This is a genomic window from Streptomyces sp. NPDC050287 (genome assembly GCF_044459385.1).
In the GTDB taxonomy this organism is placed as follows: Bacteria; Actinomycetota; Actinomycetes; order Streptomycetales; family Streptomycetaceae; genus Streptomyces.
This window is the reverse complement of record NZ_JBITIY010000013.1, coordinates 261,770-278,419: the sequence shown is the minus strand read 5'-3', so window position 1 is coordinate 278,419 and position 16,650 is coordinate 261,770. Positions and strand designations below refer to the sequence as shown.

Here is a 16,650-nt window from a genome sequence, read left to right as displayed (position 1 = left end):
TTGGCGGAGCGGTTCCTCGACAGCTCCACTCCACAACCGGAGGCCTTCGTCATCTCACAGAATCAGGCCGTGTCGCCGCACAGATTCGACCAACCAGCCTGGGCAGTACACGTACAGGTGCCGTCGTCGTCGGTCCGAGGCAGCCGCACGCCCTTGCAGGGGTTGCGGTCCCGCAGCGGCGGGTCGGCCTCCACGGCCTCCTGGAGGATGCTCGACATCAGCCCGTGCAGATTCTTGATCGTCTTCGGCGACATCAGCTTCTTCTTGGAACCGCGCCGGACTTCCGTCATCTCCAGCTGGTTCACCCACGCCTGGATGGTCCGCTTCGAGAAGTGCTCCGAGGACCGGATGTCGCAGTTGCCGAACGTCGGGTTGATGTACCGCGCCAGCTCGCCATGGCAGGCATCGCGGTAGCGGTCCTCCACGCCGGTGCGGTGGTTGACCGACTCGGCCGCGTACTGGCTGAACCAGTACTCCGAGTCGTCGACGGCTTCGGGGACAATCATCCCCTTGCCTTTCACCCAGCCGGGGGGCCACTGCTGCTGGTGCTCGTTGACGGCCTCGCAGAACAGCTCGGCCGCCGCCAGTCCCTCCTCGGTGGGATCGAACCGCTCGGCCTGCGTGGCCCCTGTCCGGGAGCCCCACCTTTTCACCAGGTCAGGCGCCGTAGGCATTGAAGTGCCCGGAGCCGGACTTGAACCGGCACGCCCGCGAAGGGGCAGCGAGGTTTAAGCTCGCCGTGTCTGCATTCCACCATCCGGGCAGGCCATGGGCCCCGCATCGAGGTTCCGAGCCTATCGGGAGACATCCCGTCAACATCGGGCGCGCAACCCGATGTTGTCTTATTTTATTGATGTCTGAGGGTGCATCAGTACTCGAACGGGCCATCCACACTTGCCAGTAGCGCTACGCGCAACCCCTCGCGGCACATGCGGAATGACGGAATCTCACCGTCCGAACGAGGGGGCTCCACCTGTTCTTGACGTGCCTGCCCCAGCCTCCCTCAGGGACCGCCGTCATCCCCAGGTATGACACAGCGGCCTCCGGTCCGTCCCGAGTCTGCCGTCGGAACCGGAACAGCGACTGACTACACCGGCGTGATCGACGACCACGATGGGACACGTCCACTCGCTGTCGTCCCGTCAGGAGCACCTTCCCGTGACCACCACTCCCATCGCCGGCCGGACCACCACCGTGGCCGCGCGCGCCTCGGATCTGTCGAAGATCTACGGACAGGGCGAGACCCAGGTGGTCGCCCTGGACCGGGTCTCCGTCGAGTTCCGGCAGGCCGAGTTCACCGCGATCATGGGCCCCTCCGGCTCCGGCAAGTCCACGCTGATGCACTGCGTGGCCGGCCTGGACACCTTCTCCTCCGGCTCGGTGCGCATCGGCGACACGGAGCTCGGGTCCCTGAAGGACAAGCAGCTGACCAGGCTGCGCCGGGACAAGATCGGCTTCATCTTCCAGGCCTTCAACCTGCTGCCGACCCTCACGGCCCTGGAGAACGTCACCCTCCCGATGGACATCGCGGGCCGTAAACCGGACAAGCAGTGGCTGGACACCGTGATCGGGATGGTGGGTCTGGCCGACCGGCTCGGCCACCGGCCCTCGCAGCTCTCCGGCGGCCAGCAGCAGCGCGTCGCCGTGGCCCGCGCGCTGGCCTCCCGGCCCGACATCGTCTTCGGCGACGAGCCGACCGGAAACCTCGACTCGCGTGCCGGCGCCGAGGTCCTGGGCTTCCTGCGCAACTCGGTGCGGGAGCTCGGGCAGACGGTGGTGATGGTGACCCACGACCCGGTGGCGGCGGCGTACGCGGACCGGGTGGTCTTCCTCGCGGACGGCCGGATCGTCGACGAGATGCACCGCCCGTCAGCGGACCGGGTCCTCGACTTCATGAAGCAGTTCGACGCGAAGGGCCGGACCAGCTGATGTTCCGCACCGCCCTGCGCAACGTCCTCGCGCACAAGGCCAGGCTGCTCATGACCGTGCTCGCCGTGATGCTCGGCGTGGCCTTCGTGTCCGGGACGCTGGTCTTCACCAACACCATCTCCGATGCCTTCCAGAAGAGTTCGGCCAAGGGATTCGACCAGGTCGACGTCGCGGTGGACGCCAAGTTCCAGGAAAGCAAGGGGGATCGCCTGGGCAGGACGCCCGAGCTGACCCAGGCGCTGCTCGACGAGAGCGCGAAGGTCCCCGGTGCCGCGTCCGCCATCGGTGTCGTCAACGGTTTCACCGCCATCGCCGACAAGGACGGCAAGCTCATCGGCGGCGGTTTCCGGTCGGAGGGCAAGAACTACTGGGGCACCAAGGACGCCCGGTACCCACTGACCGACGGACACGCGCCCCGCGGGAAGAACGAGGTCCTGATCGACTCCGAGACCGCGAAGCGCGCCGGATACCAGGTCGGCGACACCGTACGGATCTCCGTCGACGGGCCGGTGCTGACCCCGACGATCGCCGGCGTCTTCACCACCGACGACGGCAATGTCGCCGCCGGCGGCAGCCTCGCCCTCTTCGACACGGCCACCGCCCAGCGGCTGTTCGGCAAGACGGGCACGTACGACGAGATCACCGTGAAGGCGAAGGCGGGCGTCAGCCAGTCGGCGCTCAAAGCGCAGCTGGACAAGGCGCTCCCGAAGGGCCTCGTCGAGACCACGACCGGCAAGGAACTGGCCGACGACCAGGCGAAGATGATCGCCTCGTCGATGTCCGGGCTGAAGCAGGGCCTGCTGGTGTTCGCGGGCATCGCGCTGTTCGTCGGTACGTTCATCATCGCCAACACCTTCACCATGCTGGTCGCCCAGCGCACCAAGGAGCTCGCGCTGCTGCGCGCGGTCGGCGCCTCCCGCCGCCAGGTCACCCGGTCGGTACTGGCGGAGGCCTTCGTGGTGGGCGCGGTCGCCGCGGTGACCGGCCTCGCCGCCGGGATCGGCATCGGGGCGGGGCTGCGGTCGCTGATGGGCTCGCTCGGCGCGACCGTCCCGGACGGGCCGCTGATCATCACGCCGGGTACGGTCGTCGCGGCCCTCGCCGTCGGCATCCTCATCACCATGCTCGCCGCATGGCTGCCCGGCCGCCGGGCCGCGAAGATCCCGCCGGTGGCGGCGATGAGCAGCCTCCACGCCCAGCCGACCACCAAGTCGCTGGTCCTGCGCAACACGCTCGGCTCGCTGTTCTCGGCCGCGGGTGTCGCGGTCGTCCTCGCGGCGACGACGATGTCCGGCTCGGACGGCCAGGCCCCCATGGGCATCGGCGCGGTCCTGCTCATCATCGGTGTCTTCATCCTCACGCCCCTGCTGTCCCGCCCGCTGATCGCGGCCGCGGCACCGGTGCTGCGGGTCTTCGGGGTCTCGGGCCGGCTGGCCCGCCAGAACTCGGTGCGCAACCCTCGTCGTACGGCCGCCACCGCGTCGGCCCTGATGATCGGCCTCACCCTCATCACCGGGATGACGGTGATGGCGGGCAGCCTGCAGAAGTCCATCGACAAGCTGGCCTCCTCGGCGATCCGCGCGGACTACGTCATCTCCATGGCCAACGGCAACGAGCTGTCCCCCGACGTCGCGCGGAAACTCCAGGGTCTCGACGGCGTCACCGCCACCAGCCCGCTGCGCAACGCGGCCGCCCGGATCGACGGCGAGACCGAGTACCTCACCGGTGTCACGGGCAGCACGATCGGCGAGCTGACCGATCTCAAGGTCGACAGCGGTTCCTTCAAGGTCGGCGGCGCGCAGGTCGTCGTGGACGACAAGACGGCGAAGTCCCGCGGCTGGCAGGCCGGTTCGGGCTTCACCGCCTCTTACGAGGACGGCAGGAAGCAGCGGCTGACCGTCGCCGGGGTCTACGAGGGCAACGAGATGATCAGCGGCGTCATCGTGGACAACGCGGCCCTCGCCCCGCACGAGTCCGAAGTGTCAGACATGCAGGTGATGGTCAAGACGTCCGACGGCGCGTCCGGCGCGACCAAGGACCGGCTGGAGAAGGCGCTCGGTTCCAACCCGGCCATCAGGGTCCAGGACAAGAAGGACCTCTCCAACGACGTCGCGAAGACCTTCACGCTCGTCCTGAACATGGTCTACGGCCTGCTCGCGATGGCGGTGATCGTCGCGGTCCTCGGGGTCATCAACACCCTGGCCATGTCGGTCTTCGAGCGCTCGCAGGAGATCGGCATGCTGCGCGCGATCGGCCTGGACCGCAAGGGCATCAAACGGATGGTCCGCCTGGAGTCCCTGGTCATCTCGCTCTTCGGCGGGGTGCTGGGCATCGGCCTCGGGGTGTTCTTCGGCTGGGCGGCCGGTGAACTGATGGGCACCAGCCTGCCGACGTACGAACTCGTCCTGCCGTGGGCGCGGATGGCCGTCTTCCTGCTGCTGGCGGCGGCGGTGGGCGTCCTGGCGGCCCTCTGGCCGGCCCGGCGGGCGGCCCGACTGAACATGCTGACGGCGATCAAGTCGGAGTAGCGGGGAGATAGCGGGACAGGTGGCCGCCGGGGCAGCGGTACGGGAGTGGGGCCTGTCGCCGAATGGCGGCAGGCCCCTTCTGCACTCCCCTTTCGCCGTTCCCCGTTCCCCGTTCCCCGTTCAGGTCCCGCGGTTACCGGTTCAGTTCCAGGTACGGGAACGCAACGGCAGCCCCGAACGGCCGGACTCGGGGGTCTTCACGGCGAGGACCTGGTTGACGCCGATGCTGTTGTGCTCGAAGGCGAGGGCGGAGGCGGCCATGTACAGCCGCCAGACACGGGCCCGGCCGGGGCTGGTGAGCCGCACGGCCCGGGGCCAATCGGCCTCCAGGTTGGCGACCCAGCGGCGCAGGGTGAGGGCGTAGTGCTCGCGGATCGACTCGACGTCCCGAACCTCGAACCCGGCGCGTTCGAGCTGGGTGACGGTGGTGCCGACCGGGGCGAGTTCGCCGTCCGGGAAGACGTAGGCGTCGATGAACTCGTCGATGTCGTACGTCGATTCGTCGCGCTGGGGGCGGCGGGCGATCTGGTGGTTCAGCAGCCGTCCGCCGGGCTTGAGCAGCTGGAAGAGATTCTCGGCGTACTCCAGGTACCGCTGCGAGCCGACGTGTTCGGCCATCCCGATCGACGAGATCGCGTCGTACGGTCCGTCGGTGACGTCCCGGTAGTCCTGTACGCGGATCTCCACCCGGTCGGTCAGTCCCTCGCCGGCGACGCGCTTACGGGCGTACGCCGCCTGCTCCTGGGAGAGGGTGATGCCGACGACGCTCACGCCGTGCTCGCGGGCGGCGTGGATGGCCATGGAACCCCAGCCGCAGCCCACGTCGAGCAGCCGCAACCCGGGCTTCAGGGCGAGCTTGCGGGAGACCAGTTCGAGCTTGTCGCGCTGGGCGGTCTCCAGGGTGCCGCCGTCGCTCTCCGGGGCCGGCCAGTAGGCGCAGGAGTACACCATGCTCGGCCCGAGGACGAGCTCGTAGAAGTCGTTGCCGACGTCGTAGTGATGGCTGATCGCGCGCTTGTCGCTGTGCTTGGTGTGCAGGCCGCGGCGCGGTCTGCGGACCTCCTCACGCGGCGGGGCGGGCGGGATCGGCGGTCCGGCGAGGGCGAAGAGTCCGCGTACGGCGGCCCGTACGTCGGGGTCGCGCAGGGCCTGGGCGAGAGTGCGGGCGTCCTCCCCGCGCTCCCAGACGAAGCCGGCCATCAGGTCGAGGGCGGCGTAGAGATCCCCCTCGATGTCCAGGTCACCCGCGACCCACGCACGGGCGAGGCCCAGCTCGCCCGGCTTCCAGAGCAGCCGGCGCACGGCCCGGCGGTTGCGGACGACGAGTGTCGGCGCGCCCGGCGGCCCCGCCTGGGAACCGTCCCAGGCACGCACACGCACCGGAAGAGGGGCTCCCAGCAACTGTTCGACGAGGCTCTTCAGCCGCGGCGCGGCGTCTGACATGGCGTACACCTCCGTGACGGGGGGGTCCGGAATGACCTACACCCACGTCACACATAAACACCTGCGGGGCCGGGCCGCAGTCCCCCATGCGCGTTACGGCTGAGCAAAATGCGTGTAGCTCGCATGCGTCCGATTCCTCCTTGCCCGGCCCGGCTCGCTCACTCGTGCTTGCCCGCCCTGGCCTGCGCGCCCCGGCGCGCCCCACCCGGCTCGACCGCCCACCCGCCCGACTCGCTCGGACAGGGGGCGACCGCGGCCCTGACGACGAGGCCCCTTCAGGGCCGAGACCGCGGTCTGGGCGGCAGCCCACAGGCGCCGCGCCCGGGCACCGGAGGCCGGCCGGGAACGCCGAAGGGGCCGCCCGCACCACGGATGGCGGGCGGCCCCTTCGGGGCGTTCGGTGACCGGAGGTCAGGAGGCCTTGGCCTGCTCGGCCTTCGGCTTCTCCTCGGCCCTGGACTTGTTCTCGGCCTTGCTCGCGGCAGCGACCGGCGCCGGCTTGGCGGCCTCGTAGAACTCCTCGCGGGGAGTCTCCAGGGCACCCAGCGCGACGACCTCACGCTTGAGGAACATGGCGAGCGTCCAGTCGGCGAAGACGCGGATCTTCCGGTTCCAGGTCGGCATGGCCAGACCGTGGTAGCCGCGGTGCATGTACCAGGCGAGACGGCCCTTGAGCTTGATCTTCATCTTGCCCATGACGATCATCGCGACGCCCTTGTGGAGGCCGAGGCCCGCCACCGCGCCCTTGTTGGCGTGCGAGTAGTCCTTCTGCGGGAAGCCCCGCATGCCGGAGATCACGTTGTCGCCGAGCACCCGCGCCTGACGGAGGGCGTGCTGCGCGTTCGGGGGGCACCAGGCGTTCTCGTTGCCCGCCTTGCGGCCGACGAGGTCCGGAACCTGGGCGTTGTCGCCCGCGGCCCAGATGTAGTCGGTTCCCTTGACCTGGAGCGTCGGCTCGCAGTCGACGTGACCGCGGGGGCCGAGCGGAAGGCCGTAACGGGAAAGGGCCGGGTTCGGCTTGACGCCCGCGGTCCAGACGATCGTGTTGGAGTCGACCTCGAGGCCGTTCTTCAGCACCACGTGGCCGTCGACGCAGGAGTCCATGGAGGTGGAGAGGTAGACCTCGACCCCACGGCCTTCCAGGTGCTCCTTGCCGTACTGGCCGAGCTTCGGGCCGACCTCGGGAAGGATCTTGTCGGCGGCGTCGACGAGGATGAACCGCATGTCCTCGCGGGAGACGTTGCTGTAGTACTTCGCCGCGTCGCGGGCCATGTCCTCGACCTCGCCGATGGTCTCCGCACCCGCGAAGCCACCGCCGACGAAGACGAAGGTGAGCGCCTTGCGGCGGATCTCCTCGTCGTTGGTCGAGTCGGCCTTGTCCAGCTGCTCGAGGACGTGGTTGCGCAGGCCGATGGCCTCCTCGATGCCCTTCATACCGATGCCCTGCTCGGCGAGCCCGGGGATCGGGAAGGTGCGGGAGACCGCGCCGAGCGCGACGACGAGGTAGTCGAAGGGCAGCTCGTACGCCTCGCCGACCAACGGGGCGATCGTGGCGACCTTGCGGTCCTGGTCGATGGTGGTGACCCGACCGGTGAGGACCTCCGCCTTGGGCAGCACGCGTCGCAGGGGTACGACGACGTGGCGCGGGGAGATGCTGCCGGCGGCGGTTTCGGGGAGGAAGGGCTGGTAGGTCATGTACGACCGGGGGTCGACGACCGTGACGGTCGCCTCGCCGTAGCGCATCTTCTTCATGATGCGCCGAGCTGCGTACAGGCCTACGTACCCACCGCCTACTACGAGGATCCTGGGACGCTCCGTGGTGCTCATGGCATCGAGTATCCACCTGCCCCAGGGGGGTCGCTCGTGCGCCCCTTCACAAGCTTGGTCCGGGTGTGTGCTATCCTCCGCCGCCCAGGTGATCCAGGTCATGGCGCGAACCGGGAACCTGTGTACCTGAGGACCCGTTGTCAATGCCGCGTGAGCTGCCCGTCCGGGTCGGCGGAGCCTGCCTGAGCCCCCTCGTCCGACCCCGGGCGGCGTCCTCCCGGACCACCCTCCCGCACCCCTTCTGAACATGTTCAAGGGGGTATCCGACACCCGGAAGGGTCAACCGGGCGACTTTCGTGCTCCGGTAGGGCCATATTCCTTGTGAAGAACTTCACGAACTTTCCCGACGACACGTCATCGAGAGGCCCAGAAGGACCCCTCGGACGCGCTCATACGTTGTCCCACCTGCTCAGCAGAGGCCAACCGAGGATCAGGAACGGGGGCCTACGCCACCGAGAACGCGATGCCGTCGAGGATGTCGTGTTCGCTCACCACGACCTCCTCCGCACCGATCCGTTCCATGATCGAGAGCAGGACGAGAGCCCCCGCGCCGATCACGTCGACGCGCCCCGGATGCATGGAGGGGACGGCAGCGCGCTCGGCGTGGGTGGAGCGCAGGAGCCGGTCGGTGATCTCGCGGACCTTGTCGTACGGGATCCGGGAGTGGTGGATCGCCGTCGAGTCGTACTCGGGGAGGTCCTGCGCGATCGCGGAGAGCGTCGTCACCGAACCGGCCAGACCCACCAGCGTGCGTGCCTCACGCAACGGGACCGTCTGCTCGGCGAGGTCGAGGGCCGCCTCGATGTCGGCCCGCATCGCCGCGATCTGCTCCGGCGTCGGCGGGTCGGTCACCTTGCCGTCCGCCACCAGGTGGCGCTCGGTCATCCGGACGCAGCCGACGTCCACGGACCGGGCCGCCCGCACGTGGTCCTCGCCCACGACGAACTCGGTCGAGCCGCCCCCGATGTCCACGACCAGGAACGGGCGGCGCAGGTCGTCCCGTCCCGCCAGTTCCCGCGTCGCGCCGGTGAAGGAGAACTCGGCCTCCTGGTCGCCGGTGATGACCTCGGGCTCGACCCCCAGGATGTCCAGCACCCCGCGGACGAACTCTTCCCGGTTCTCCGCGTCCCGGGAAGCGGACGTCGCCACGAAACGCAGGCGCTCGGCGCCGTGCTCCTTGATGGCCGCCGCGTACTGACGGCAGGCGGCGAAGGTCCGCTCCAGCGCCTCGGGGGCGAGACGGCCCGTCCGGTCGACGCCCTGGCCGAGCCGGACGATCGTCATACGGCGGTCCAGATCGACCAGTTCACCGGTCTCGGGGTCCGCGTCCGCGACGAGGAGGCGGATGGAGTTCGTACCGCAGTCGATGGCGGCGACTCGGGTCACTGGTCGTCCTCCTCGGCGGAGCCGTCCTGCGGGAGCGTCACGCACGCCCCCTTGCGCCACCACTCGGGCAGCATCTGAAGCGCCTCGTCGCCCAGCGGGTTCACGCCGGGACCGGCGGCCAGGGAGTGGGCGACCAGGACGTGCAGGCACTTCACCCGGTCCGGCATGCCGCCCGCGCTGGGGAAGCCCGTCAGCTCCTCGATCTGGTCCCGGCGCCGGATGTAGTCCTCGTGCGCGGCCCGGTAGGCGGCGGCCAGCTCCGGGTCGCTCTCCAGGCGGGCCGTCATCTCCTTCATCACGCCGTTCGCCTCCAGCGTGCCGATCGCCGAGGACGCCTTCGGGCACGTCAGGTAGTACAGCGTCGGGAAGGGCGTGCCGTCGGGCAGGCGCGGGGCCGTCTCCACGACGTCCGGCTGTCCGCACGGGCAGCGGTGCGCGATGGCGCGCAGGCCGCGCGGCGGGCGGCCCAGCTGCTGCTTGAAGGCCTCGACGTCCGCGTCGGTGGGCTCGGTGCGGGGAGTGGTCGGCGGGGGCGTGTGCATGCCTGTCTTTCTGGTCGTTCAGTTCACTGGCCGGAGGCGTCGGCCTTGTCGACGCCGTCCCAGAGGTTCGCGTACCAGGGGCGGTCGGCCGCGCCCAGGTCGGCGCGCGACTGCTTGGCAGCGTTCGGGTCGATGACGATGAAGCCCGTCTCGCCAGGCATCACGTAATGCAGCCGCTGCCGGATCTGCTGCTCCGCGTACGCGTCGTCCTGCCAGCGTGCCTTGAGGTCGCGCAGCTGCTCGACCCGCTGCCGGGCCTGCTCCTGCAGACGCTGCTGGTCGGCGATGTCGCCGCGCTGGGAGACGTACTGCCTTATGGGGTAGGCCAGCGCCACGACCAGCGTGCACAGCACGAGGGCGAGCAGCGCCGCGCGGCCGGTGAGCCGGGAGCGGCGGGCCTGCCGTTTGGTCTGGGAACGGTAGACACGGGCCGCCGTCTGCTCGCCGAGCAGTCTGATCCTGGTCGCGGTGGAGAACCGGTCCCGGTCCTTCACGGCCATGTCCCCGCCTCCCCATCACACGTGCCTACGTCCCCGCACACGGTACGGGACCGGGTACGGGGACGTACGTACGACTGGCTGAGGATCGACCTTGGCGAGGTCAGCCCTCGGAACGGTCAGCCCTTGAGCGGTCAGCCCTTGAAGCGCGGGAAGGCCGAGCGGCCGGCGTACACCGCGGCGTCGTCGAGGATCTCCTCGATGCGCAGCAGCTGGTTGTACTTGGCGACGCGCTCGGAACGGGCCGGGGCGCCGGTCTTGATCTGGCCGCAGTTGGTGGCGACGGCGAGGTCGGCGATGGTGACGTCCTCAGTCTCGCCGGAGCGGTGCGACATCATGCACTTGAAGCCGCTGCGCTGGGCCAGCTCGACGGCGTCCAGGGTCTCGGTCAGCGAGCCGATCTGGTTCACCTTGACGAGCAGCGCGTTCGCGGCGCCCTCCTCGATGCCGCGGGCCAGGCGCTCGGGGTTGGTGACGAACAGGTCGTCGCCGACGATCTGGACCTTGTCGCCGAGGCGGTCGGTGAGGACCTTCCAGCCCGCCCAGTCGTCCTCGAACAGCGGGTCCTCGACGGAGACGAGCGGGTAGGCCGCGACGAGCTCCTCGTAGTACTCCGTCATCTCGGCGGCGGAGCGCTCCTTGCCCTCGAAGAGGTACTTGCCGTCCTTGTAGAACTCGGAGGCGGCGACGTCCAGCGCGAGGGCGATCTGCTCGCCGGGGATGTAACCGGCCTGCTTGACGGCCTCGAGGATCAGGTCGAGGGCCTCGCGGTTGGAGCCGAGGTTCGGGGCGAAGCCGCCCTCGTCGCCGAGGCCGGTGGACAGGCCCTTGGTCTTCAGCACCTTCTTGAGGGTGTGGTAGACCTCGGTGCCCCAGCGCAGCGCCTCGGAGAAGGACTCCGCGCCGATCGGCGCGATCATGAACTCCTGGATGTCCACGTTGGAGTCGGCGTGCGAGCCGCCGTTCAGGATGTTCATCATCGGCACCGGCAGCAGGTGCGCGTTCGGGCCGCCCAGGTAGCGGAAGAGCGGGAGGTCGCTGGCCTCGGAGGCGGCGTGGGCGACGGCGAGCGAGACGCCGAGGATGGCGTTGGCGCCGAGCGAGCCCTTGTTGTCGGTGGCGTCCAGGTCGAACATCGCCTGGTCGATCAGGCGCTGCTCGGTGGCGTCGTAGCCGACCAGCTCCGGGCCGATCTGCTCGATGACGGCCAGCACGGCCTTCTCGACACCCTTGCCCTGGTAGCGGTTCGGGTCACCGTCGCGGAGCTCGATGGCCTCGAAGGCGCCCGTGGAGGCGCCGGACGGGACGGCGGCACGACCGGTGCTTCCGTCGTCGAGGCCGACCTCGACCTCGACCGTGGGGTTGCCTCGGGAGTCCAGGATTTCCCGGGCTACGACGACGTCGATGGACGGCACGAGCATCTCCTTCTGGGATGTGACGCGGGTACGCGGGCCGCAGGGCCCGTGGTGCACGGAGCCGCGGTCGGCTCCGCGAGATGAGCCTAACCGCCCAGGGCCGATCGGCCATGCGCTCGCCCACCTCTTGGGCAGAACCGAGAGTAAATTGTTTCCGAACGGAACAAAGCCGGAGCCCAAAAAAGCCCCGCCCCGGTGCGTACGGGGGAATACGCACCGGGACGGGGAGCCCGTGGGGACAGGGGGACCCTCCACGAGGCCTTCCGCGGAAGAACCACGGATGTGAGGCGGTGCAGCCGCCGACCCGATTACTTCAGGTGCAGCTGCTGACCCGGGTAGATGAGGTTGGCGTCCTGGACGATGTCCTTGTTCAGCTCGAACAGCTTCGCCCAGCCGCCCTTGACGTCGTGCGCCTCGGCGATGGAGCTGAGGGTGTCGCCCTTGACGACCTTGTACTCGCCGTCGCCCTTCTTGACCTTCTTGCCGGTCGGTGTGGTGACGGTCTTCTTCGCGGCCGGACGCTCGGCGGAGCGGGAGGCCTGCTGCTCGGTCGTGGAGCGGGTGGTGCTCTTCGAGGAGCTGCTGGAGCCGCTGCCGGAGCCGTTCGACGAGGAGCCGGCGCTGCTGCCGCTGTAGGAGGCGCCGGACAGGCCCTTGCCGCAGACCGGCCAGGCACCCTTGCCCTGCGAGGCGAGGACCTTCTCGGCGACGGCTATCTGCTGCGCCTTGGAGGCCTGGTTGGCCTGCGGGGCGTAGGCGGTGCCCCCGTACGCGGCCCAGGTGGAGGCGGAGAACTGCACGCCGCCGTAGTAGCCGTTGCCGGTGTTGATGGACCAGTTGCCGCCTGACTCGCACTGGGCGACGGCGTCCCACTCGGAGGCGGTGGCGGCGGAGGCGTTGCCGGCCGCCATCAGCGGGGCGGCGACGGCGGCGCCGGTGACACCGGCGATGGCGATGGCCCGAGTGGCCTTGGACGGACGACGGTGCTTGCCCTTGCCGGAAAACAGCATGGAAGGATCCCCTCACCGACGCCTGCGAGGTGAGCTGTCGGGTTCGGGCCGGTTGAGTTGCCCGGCCGCACACCTTTCGGTGCGCGGCTTCACCCCGAGCCGGTGCCGGCCGCGAGTCCCCGGAGGGCCTCAACTGCCGGACCCGGCGCTTACCTTGGGTCCCCCGCTCCTGCCTACGGCGCTTGACGCGACGACTGTTCCCGGGCAACCGCTGGCAGGATTCGGCGTTGCGGCAGCCGGGGCTCGTGGTGACGAGCGGTCCTGACCGTAGACACGCGATCCGGGGAATTTCAAAGACGATCAAGGCTTCTGAGACTCATCCCACACTTTCACCAACCCGGACATTCGGTGCGAAGTATGCGTGAACTCCCGTTGCTTTTCGCCCTATTCGACACCAAGTCCAAGGGTCTGACCGGGAGTGATGCGACTCGGGTCGGCGCCGATGGCCTGCTTGTTCTCCTCATAGAGCGCGCGCCATCCGCCTTGGAGGTCAAGGGAGTCGGCGATGGACGCGAGCGTGTCCCCGACGCGAACCGTGTACGAGTCACCGCGGGCCGCGTGACGGCCGCCGGAGGAGCCGGCGTCACCGGTGCCGGCGAGCGTGCCCTCCGGGGCGCTGCCGCCGCGGTGCTTGCCGCCGGCCGCGGCGTCGGTGTCGAGGGCTCCAGCGTCAAGGGCTCCGGTGTCGACGAGGCTCGAAGAGCCGCCCACCCGCCAGGAGTTGTCCGAGTCGTCCTGCTCGGTCGCACCCGCGGACGTGCCGCCGGGATTCCGCGAGCCACCGGCGCCCGGACCAGAACCGGCGGAACCGGAGGAACCGGAGGAACCCGATGAATCAGGGGAATTGGAAGGATCAGAGGAGGAGCCGGACTTGACTGAATTGTCCGCCGAGTCCGAGGAATTCGACGCACCCGAGGAGGCGTCCGACGACGGTGTGGAGGCGGACGGCGAAGGTGCGCCCGAGGCGGCACCCGAGGACGCGCTTCCGGACGAACCGGACAACAGGCCACCGGAGTCAGACAGGCCGGACGAGTCCGAGCCGCTCGACGCGTCCGATCCGCCGCTTCCCAGACCCGTGTCGACGTCGGCCGATTTGGAGTCCTTGCTCAGCCCGTTGAGCAGTCCACAGGTGGACCAGTAGCCGACACCCTTGTCCGCGAGGATCTTCTCGGCGACCGCGATCTGCTGGTTACGGCTGGCCTGGTCGGGGCGCGAGGCGTAGTCGAGACCGCCGTGCTTCTCCCAGTCCGCCTGGGCGATGTGGAGTCCGCCGAAGTATCCGTCGCCGCTGTTCTCGCTCCAGGAGCCGCCGGTCTCGCAGTTGGCGACCTGGTCCCAGGTGGTGCCGCTGGCCGCGCTGGCGCCGGTGGCGGCGAGCAACGGGATCGCGATGGCGGTGCCGGTCACTCCGGCCGCGACGAGGAGAGCCGGGGCCTGGCGGGGGCGACGATGACGGCCGTTCCCGGAGAGCATGCGGAGACCTTTCGCGAGACAACGGTGACCAGCGCGACACTCGACACTCGGCGCCGCGCTGATCCGTGAACGTATAGGCAGACGATCACTTGTCACAAGTTAATGCCGCGCAGATCACGTGAAGATCACAGACTTGAGTGCGTGTCACCTTTACGCAGGTGAGACGAGTCGGCCACGTGGCGTGAACTCGACGGGCAGCGTACGCAGTCCACGCATGATGAGCCCGCCGCGCCAGCGCAACTCCGCCGGATGGACGGCGAGTCGCAGGTCCGGCAGGCGCATCAGCAGGCCGGCGAGGGCGGTCTGGCCCTCCAGACGGGCCAGGGGCGCGCCGAGGCAGTAGTGGATGCCGTGGCCGTACCCGAGGTGTTGATTGTCACGCCGGGACAGGTCGAGGGTGTCCGGTTCGGCGAACCGCTCCGGATCCCGGTCGGCGGCGGCGAGTACGACGAGGACGGGGTCGCCGGCCGCAATGTCCTGCCCGCCGAGGCTGACCGGCCGGGTGGCGAAGCGCCAGGTGGCGAGCTCCACGGGGCCGTCATAGCGGAGGAGTTCCTCGATGCCCGTCTCCAGGAGCCCGCGTTCGCCGGCGGCGAGGGACTGCTGGAGTCGGATGCGCTGGTCGGGGTGGGTGAGAAGGGCGTAGGTGCCGTTGCCGATGAGGTTGACAGTGGTCTCGAACCCGGCGAAGAGCAGGATGAAGGCCATCGCCGCGGCCTCGTTCTCGGTGAGGTGCTCACCGTGGTCGGAGGCACGGATCAGGCCGGAGATGAGGTCCTCGCCGGGGGTGGCCACGTCCGCGAGGGCCTCGCGTTTGCGGTGGATGAGCTCGGCGAGATAGCCGCGCATCTTCTTCACCGACCGGGCGACGCCCCCTCGCGGCCCGCCGCCGTGCCGGATCATCATGCCCGCCCAGTCGCGGAAGTCTTCCTGGTCGTCGCGGGGAACGCCGAGCAGGTCGCAGATCGCGTAGATGGGGAGAGGGAAGGCGAAGTCGTGGATGAGATCGGCGCTCCCTTCCCGGGCGAACTGATCGATGAGGTGATCGGTGAGTTCCTGCACGCGGGGGGCGAACTCGGCGACGCGTCTCGGCGTGAACGCCTTGGACACGAGCCGCCGCAACCGCGTGTGGTCCGGCGGATCGATATTGAGCAGATGGGTCATCAACTCGGCTTTGCGCTCACCCGGGATGCCGGTCTTGCCCTTGGCGTGCGTGGGTTCGTCGTGATGCGCCGGGTTCTTGGACAGCCGGGGGTCGGCGAGCGCCTGCTTGGCATCGACGTAACGGGTGACCAGCCAGGCCTCCACCCCACTGGGGAGTTTCGTGCGGTGCACGGGGGCGTGTTCGCGCAGCCAGGCGTAGGCGGGGTAGGGGTCGGTGGCGAACTCCCAGGTGAAGAGCTCGGGGGGATCGAGGGACGGGCTCGGGGGGAGGGGCTGGCCGGTCGGGAGATGGTCGGTCACTGCTCGACCCCGCGGATCGCATCGCGATAAGCCCGCGCCGCCGCTCGCAGGGCCGCCTCAGGGTCGACGCCCTCCGCCTCGGCCCGAACCGCCAGTGCGAGGAGGTCGTAGCCGATGCCCTCGGTCGGAGGCAGCGGCACGTCGAGCCCTGCCGTCCGTACCCGCGACGCCAGCTTCGCCGCCAGGGCGAGGCCCGGCTGGCCGAGGGGGATGCCCTCCGTCACCGAGGTGCGCTGCTTCTCTATGGCCTTGGTGCGCAGCCAGTGTTCCTTGACCTCCTCGGGGGTGGTGGCCGTCTCGTCGCCGAAGACATGGGGGTGGCGGTGGATGAGCTTGGTGACGATGCCGCCGGCCACGTCGTCGATGGAGAACGGGGCGTCCGGGTCCTCTTCCGCGATACGGGAATGGAAGACGACCTGGAGGAGGACGTCGCCGAGTTCCTCGCGCAGTTCGTCGCGGTCGCCCTCCTCGATCGCCTCGACGAGCTCGTACGCCTCCTCGATGCCGTACTTCGCCAGGCCCTGGTGGGTCTGCCGGGAGGACCACGGGCACTCGGCGCGGATGCGGTCCATCACCTGGACGAGGTCGAGGAGGCGGGCGCCCGGCAGGTCGTAGGAGGCGGGCAGCAGCTCCAGCTCGGGCATCGAGACACGGCCCGAGCCGGCGAGGCGGGCGAGGCCGTCCGCGAGGGTGGGCTCGCCCTCACCGGTCGCGACCACGACCACCGTCTTCCCTCCGGCGCACGCGTCGACCAGGTCCTCGGCGCTCGGCGACGCCTCCTCGACCGCTGTTCCCGCCTCACGCAGGTATGGCAGCTGCGGGTGCGCGCCGTCCGAGCACAGCACGCGGTCGGCAGCGTGCAGCGCCTGCCAGGCGGGCCAGGACAGCAGGCCTGGGGCGACACGGTGGCTGGTGGTGAGCAGGATGATCCTGCCGGGGGCAGGGACGGGGGCGGCTTCGGGGCTGGTTGCGTTCACGATTCGAAGCTAACGCACCGCGCCGACGAGGCGATGAGGTTATCCACAGGTCAGGGGTCGCGGTGCGATCGTATGACCATCCGGGCAGGTCAGACACTGCCGGGTCGCCCCACGGCTGCCGGCCGGACCGTCGTACCGGGACGCCTCCGCCCTTCGCCC

Annotated in this window: 13 protein-coding genes, 1 tRNA gene and 1 riboswitch; of the genes, 2 read left to right on the top strand and 12 right to left on the bottom strand. The window is 69.5% G+C overall.

What is annotated here, in order from left to right:
- Nucleotides 1-62 precede the first annotated feature (62 nt).
- Together ACIBK3_RS36550 and ACIBK3_RS36545 are read right to left on the bottom strand one after the other, a co-directional pair.
- Nucleotides 63-674 (bottom strand): hypothetical protein, encoded by a 612-nt coding sequence (locus tag ACIBK3_RS36550; RefSeq protein WP_399372010.1) that lies wholly within the window; start codon nt 672-674, stop codon nt 63-65.
- A gap of 5 nt (nt 675-679) precedes the next feature.
- Nucleotides 680-763: transfer RNA gene (locus ACIBK3_RS36545), tRNA-Leu, on the bottom strand.
- 395 nt (nt 764-1,158) lie between these two features.
- On the opposite strand from ACIBK3_RS36545, the gene ACIBK3_RS36540 reads away from it, so the two are divergent.
- Both ACIBK3_RS36540 and ACIBK3_RS36535 read left to right on the top strand, forming a co-directional pair.
- Nucleotides 1,159-1,929 (top strand): ABC transporter ATP-binding protein, encoded by a 771-nt coding sequence (locus tag ACIBK3_RS36540; RefSeq protein ID WP_399372009.1) that lies wholly within the window; start codon nt 1,159-1,161, stop codon nt 1,927-1,929.
- Complete coding sequence (locus tag ACIBK3_RS36535) at nt 1,929-4,457, top strand: ABC transporter permease (protein WP_399372007.1); 2,529 nt, start codon at nt 1,929-1,931, stop codon at nt 4,455-4,457. Before ACIBK3_RS36540 ends, ACIBK3_RS36535 begins: the two co-directional genes overlap by 1 nt.
- Before the next feature lie 141 nt (nt 4,458-4,598).
- Here the strand turns inward: ACIBK3_RS36535 and ACIBK3_RS36530 are convergent, their stop codons facing one another.
- From ACIBK3_RS36530 to ACIBK3_RS36485, 10 genes are all read right to left on the bottom strand, one after another.
- The gene (locus ACIBK3_RS36530) at nt 4,599-5,900 is read right to left on the bottom strand and encodes a class I SAM-dependent methyltransferase (protein WP_399372005.1); all 1,302 of its coding nucleotides are present in this window, start codon (nt 5,898-5,900) and stop codon (nt 4,599-4,601) included.
- Nucleotides 5,901-6,311: 411 nt separating this feature from the next.
- A complete protein-coding gene (locus tag ACIBK3_RS36525; protein ID WP_399372003.1) occupies nt 6,312-7,727 on the bottom strand; it encodes an NAD(P)/FAD-dependent oxidoreductase in 1,416 nt (471 codons plus the stop codon).
- A gap of 444 nt (nt 7,728-8,171) precedes the next feature.
- Nucleotides 8,172-9,113 (bottom strand): exopolyphosphatase, encoded by a 942-nt coding sequence (locus tag ACIBK3_RS36520; protein WP_399372002.1) that lies wholly within the window; start codon nt 9,111-9,113, stop codon nt 8,172-8,174.
- The gene (locus tag ACIBK3_RS36515; protein WP_399372000.1) at nt 9,110-9,655 is read right to left on the bottom strand and encodes a DUF501 domain-containing protein; all 546 of its coding nucleotides are present in this window, start codon (nt 9,653-9,655) and stop codon (nt 9,110-9,112) included. Before ACIBK3_RS36515 ends, ACIBK3_RS36520 begins: the two co-directional genes overlap by 4 nt.
- A 23-nt stretch (nt 9,656-9,678) precedes the next feature.
- A complete protein-coding gene (locus ACIBK3_RS36510) occupies nt 9,679-10,155 on the bottom strand; it encodes a septum formation initiator family protein (protein WP_399371998.1) in 477 nt (158 codons plus the stop codon).
- Between the two features lie 131 nt (nt 10,156-10,286).
- A complete protein-coding gene (gene eno / locus ACIBK3_RS36505) occupies nt 10,287-11,573 on the bottom strand; it encodes a phosphopyruvate hydratase (RefSeq protein ID WP_030683512.1) in 1,287 nt (428 codons plus the stop codon).
- Between the two features lie 302 nt (nt 11,574-11,875).
- On the bottom strand, nt 11,876-12,577 hold the full coding sequence (locus ACIBK3_RS36500) for a transglycosylase family protein (RefSeq protein WP_399371996.1): 702 nt from the start codon (nt 12,575-12,577) through the stop codon (nt 11,876-11,878).
- A gap of 4 nt (nt 12,578-12,581) precedes the next feature.
- Nucleotides 12,582-12,768: riboswitch (cyclic di-AMP (ydaO/yuaA leader) on the bottom strand.
- Between the two features lie 193 nt (nt 12,769-12,961).
- Entirely contained in the window at nt 12,962-14,050 is a 1,089-nt protein-coding gene (locus ACIBK3_RS36495) for a transglycosylase family protein (protein ID WP_399371995.1), read from the bottom strand.
- 150 nt (nt 14,051-14,200) lie between these two features.
- Nucleotides 14,201-15,514 (bottom strand): cytochrome P450, encoded by a 1,314-nt coding sequence (locus tag ACIBK3_RS36490; RefSeq protein ID WP_399371994.1) that lies wholly within the window; start codon nt 15,512-15,514, stop codon nt 14,201-14,203.
- Complete coding sequence (locus ACIBK3_RS36485; RefSeq protein ID WP_399371993.1) at nt 15,511-16,491, bottom strand: nucleoside triphosphate pyrophosphohydrolase; 981 nt, start codon at nt 16,489-16,491, stop codon at nt 15,511-15,513. Before ACIBK3_RS36485 ends, ACIBK3_RS36490 begins: the two co-directional genes overlap by 4 nt.
- Between the last annotated feature and the right edge of the window lie 159 nt (nt 16,492-16,650).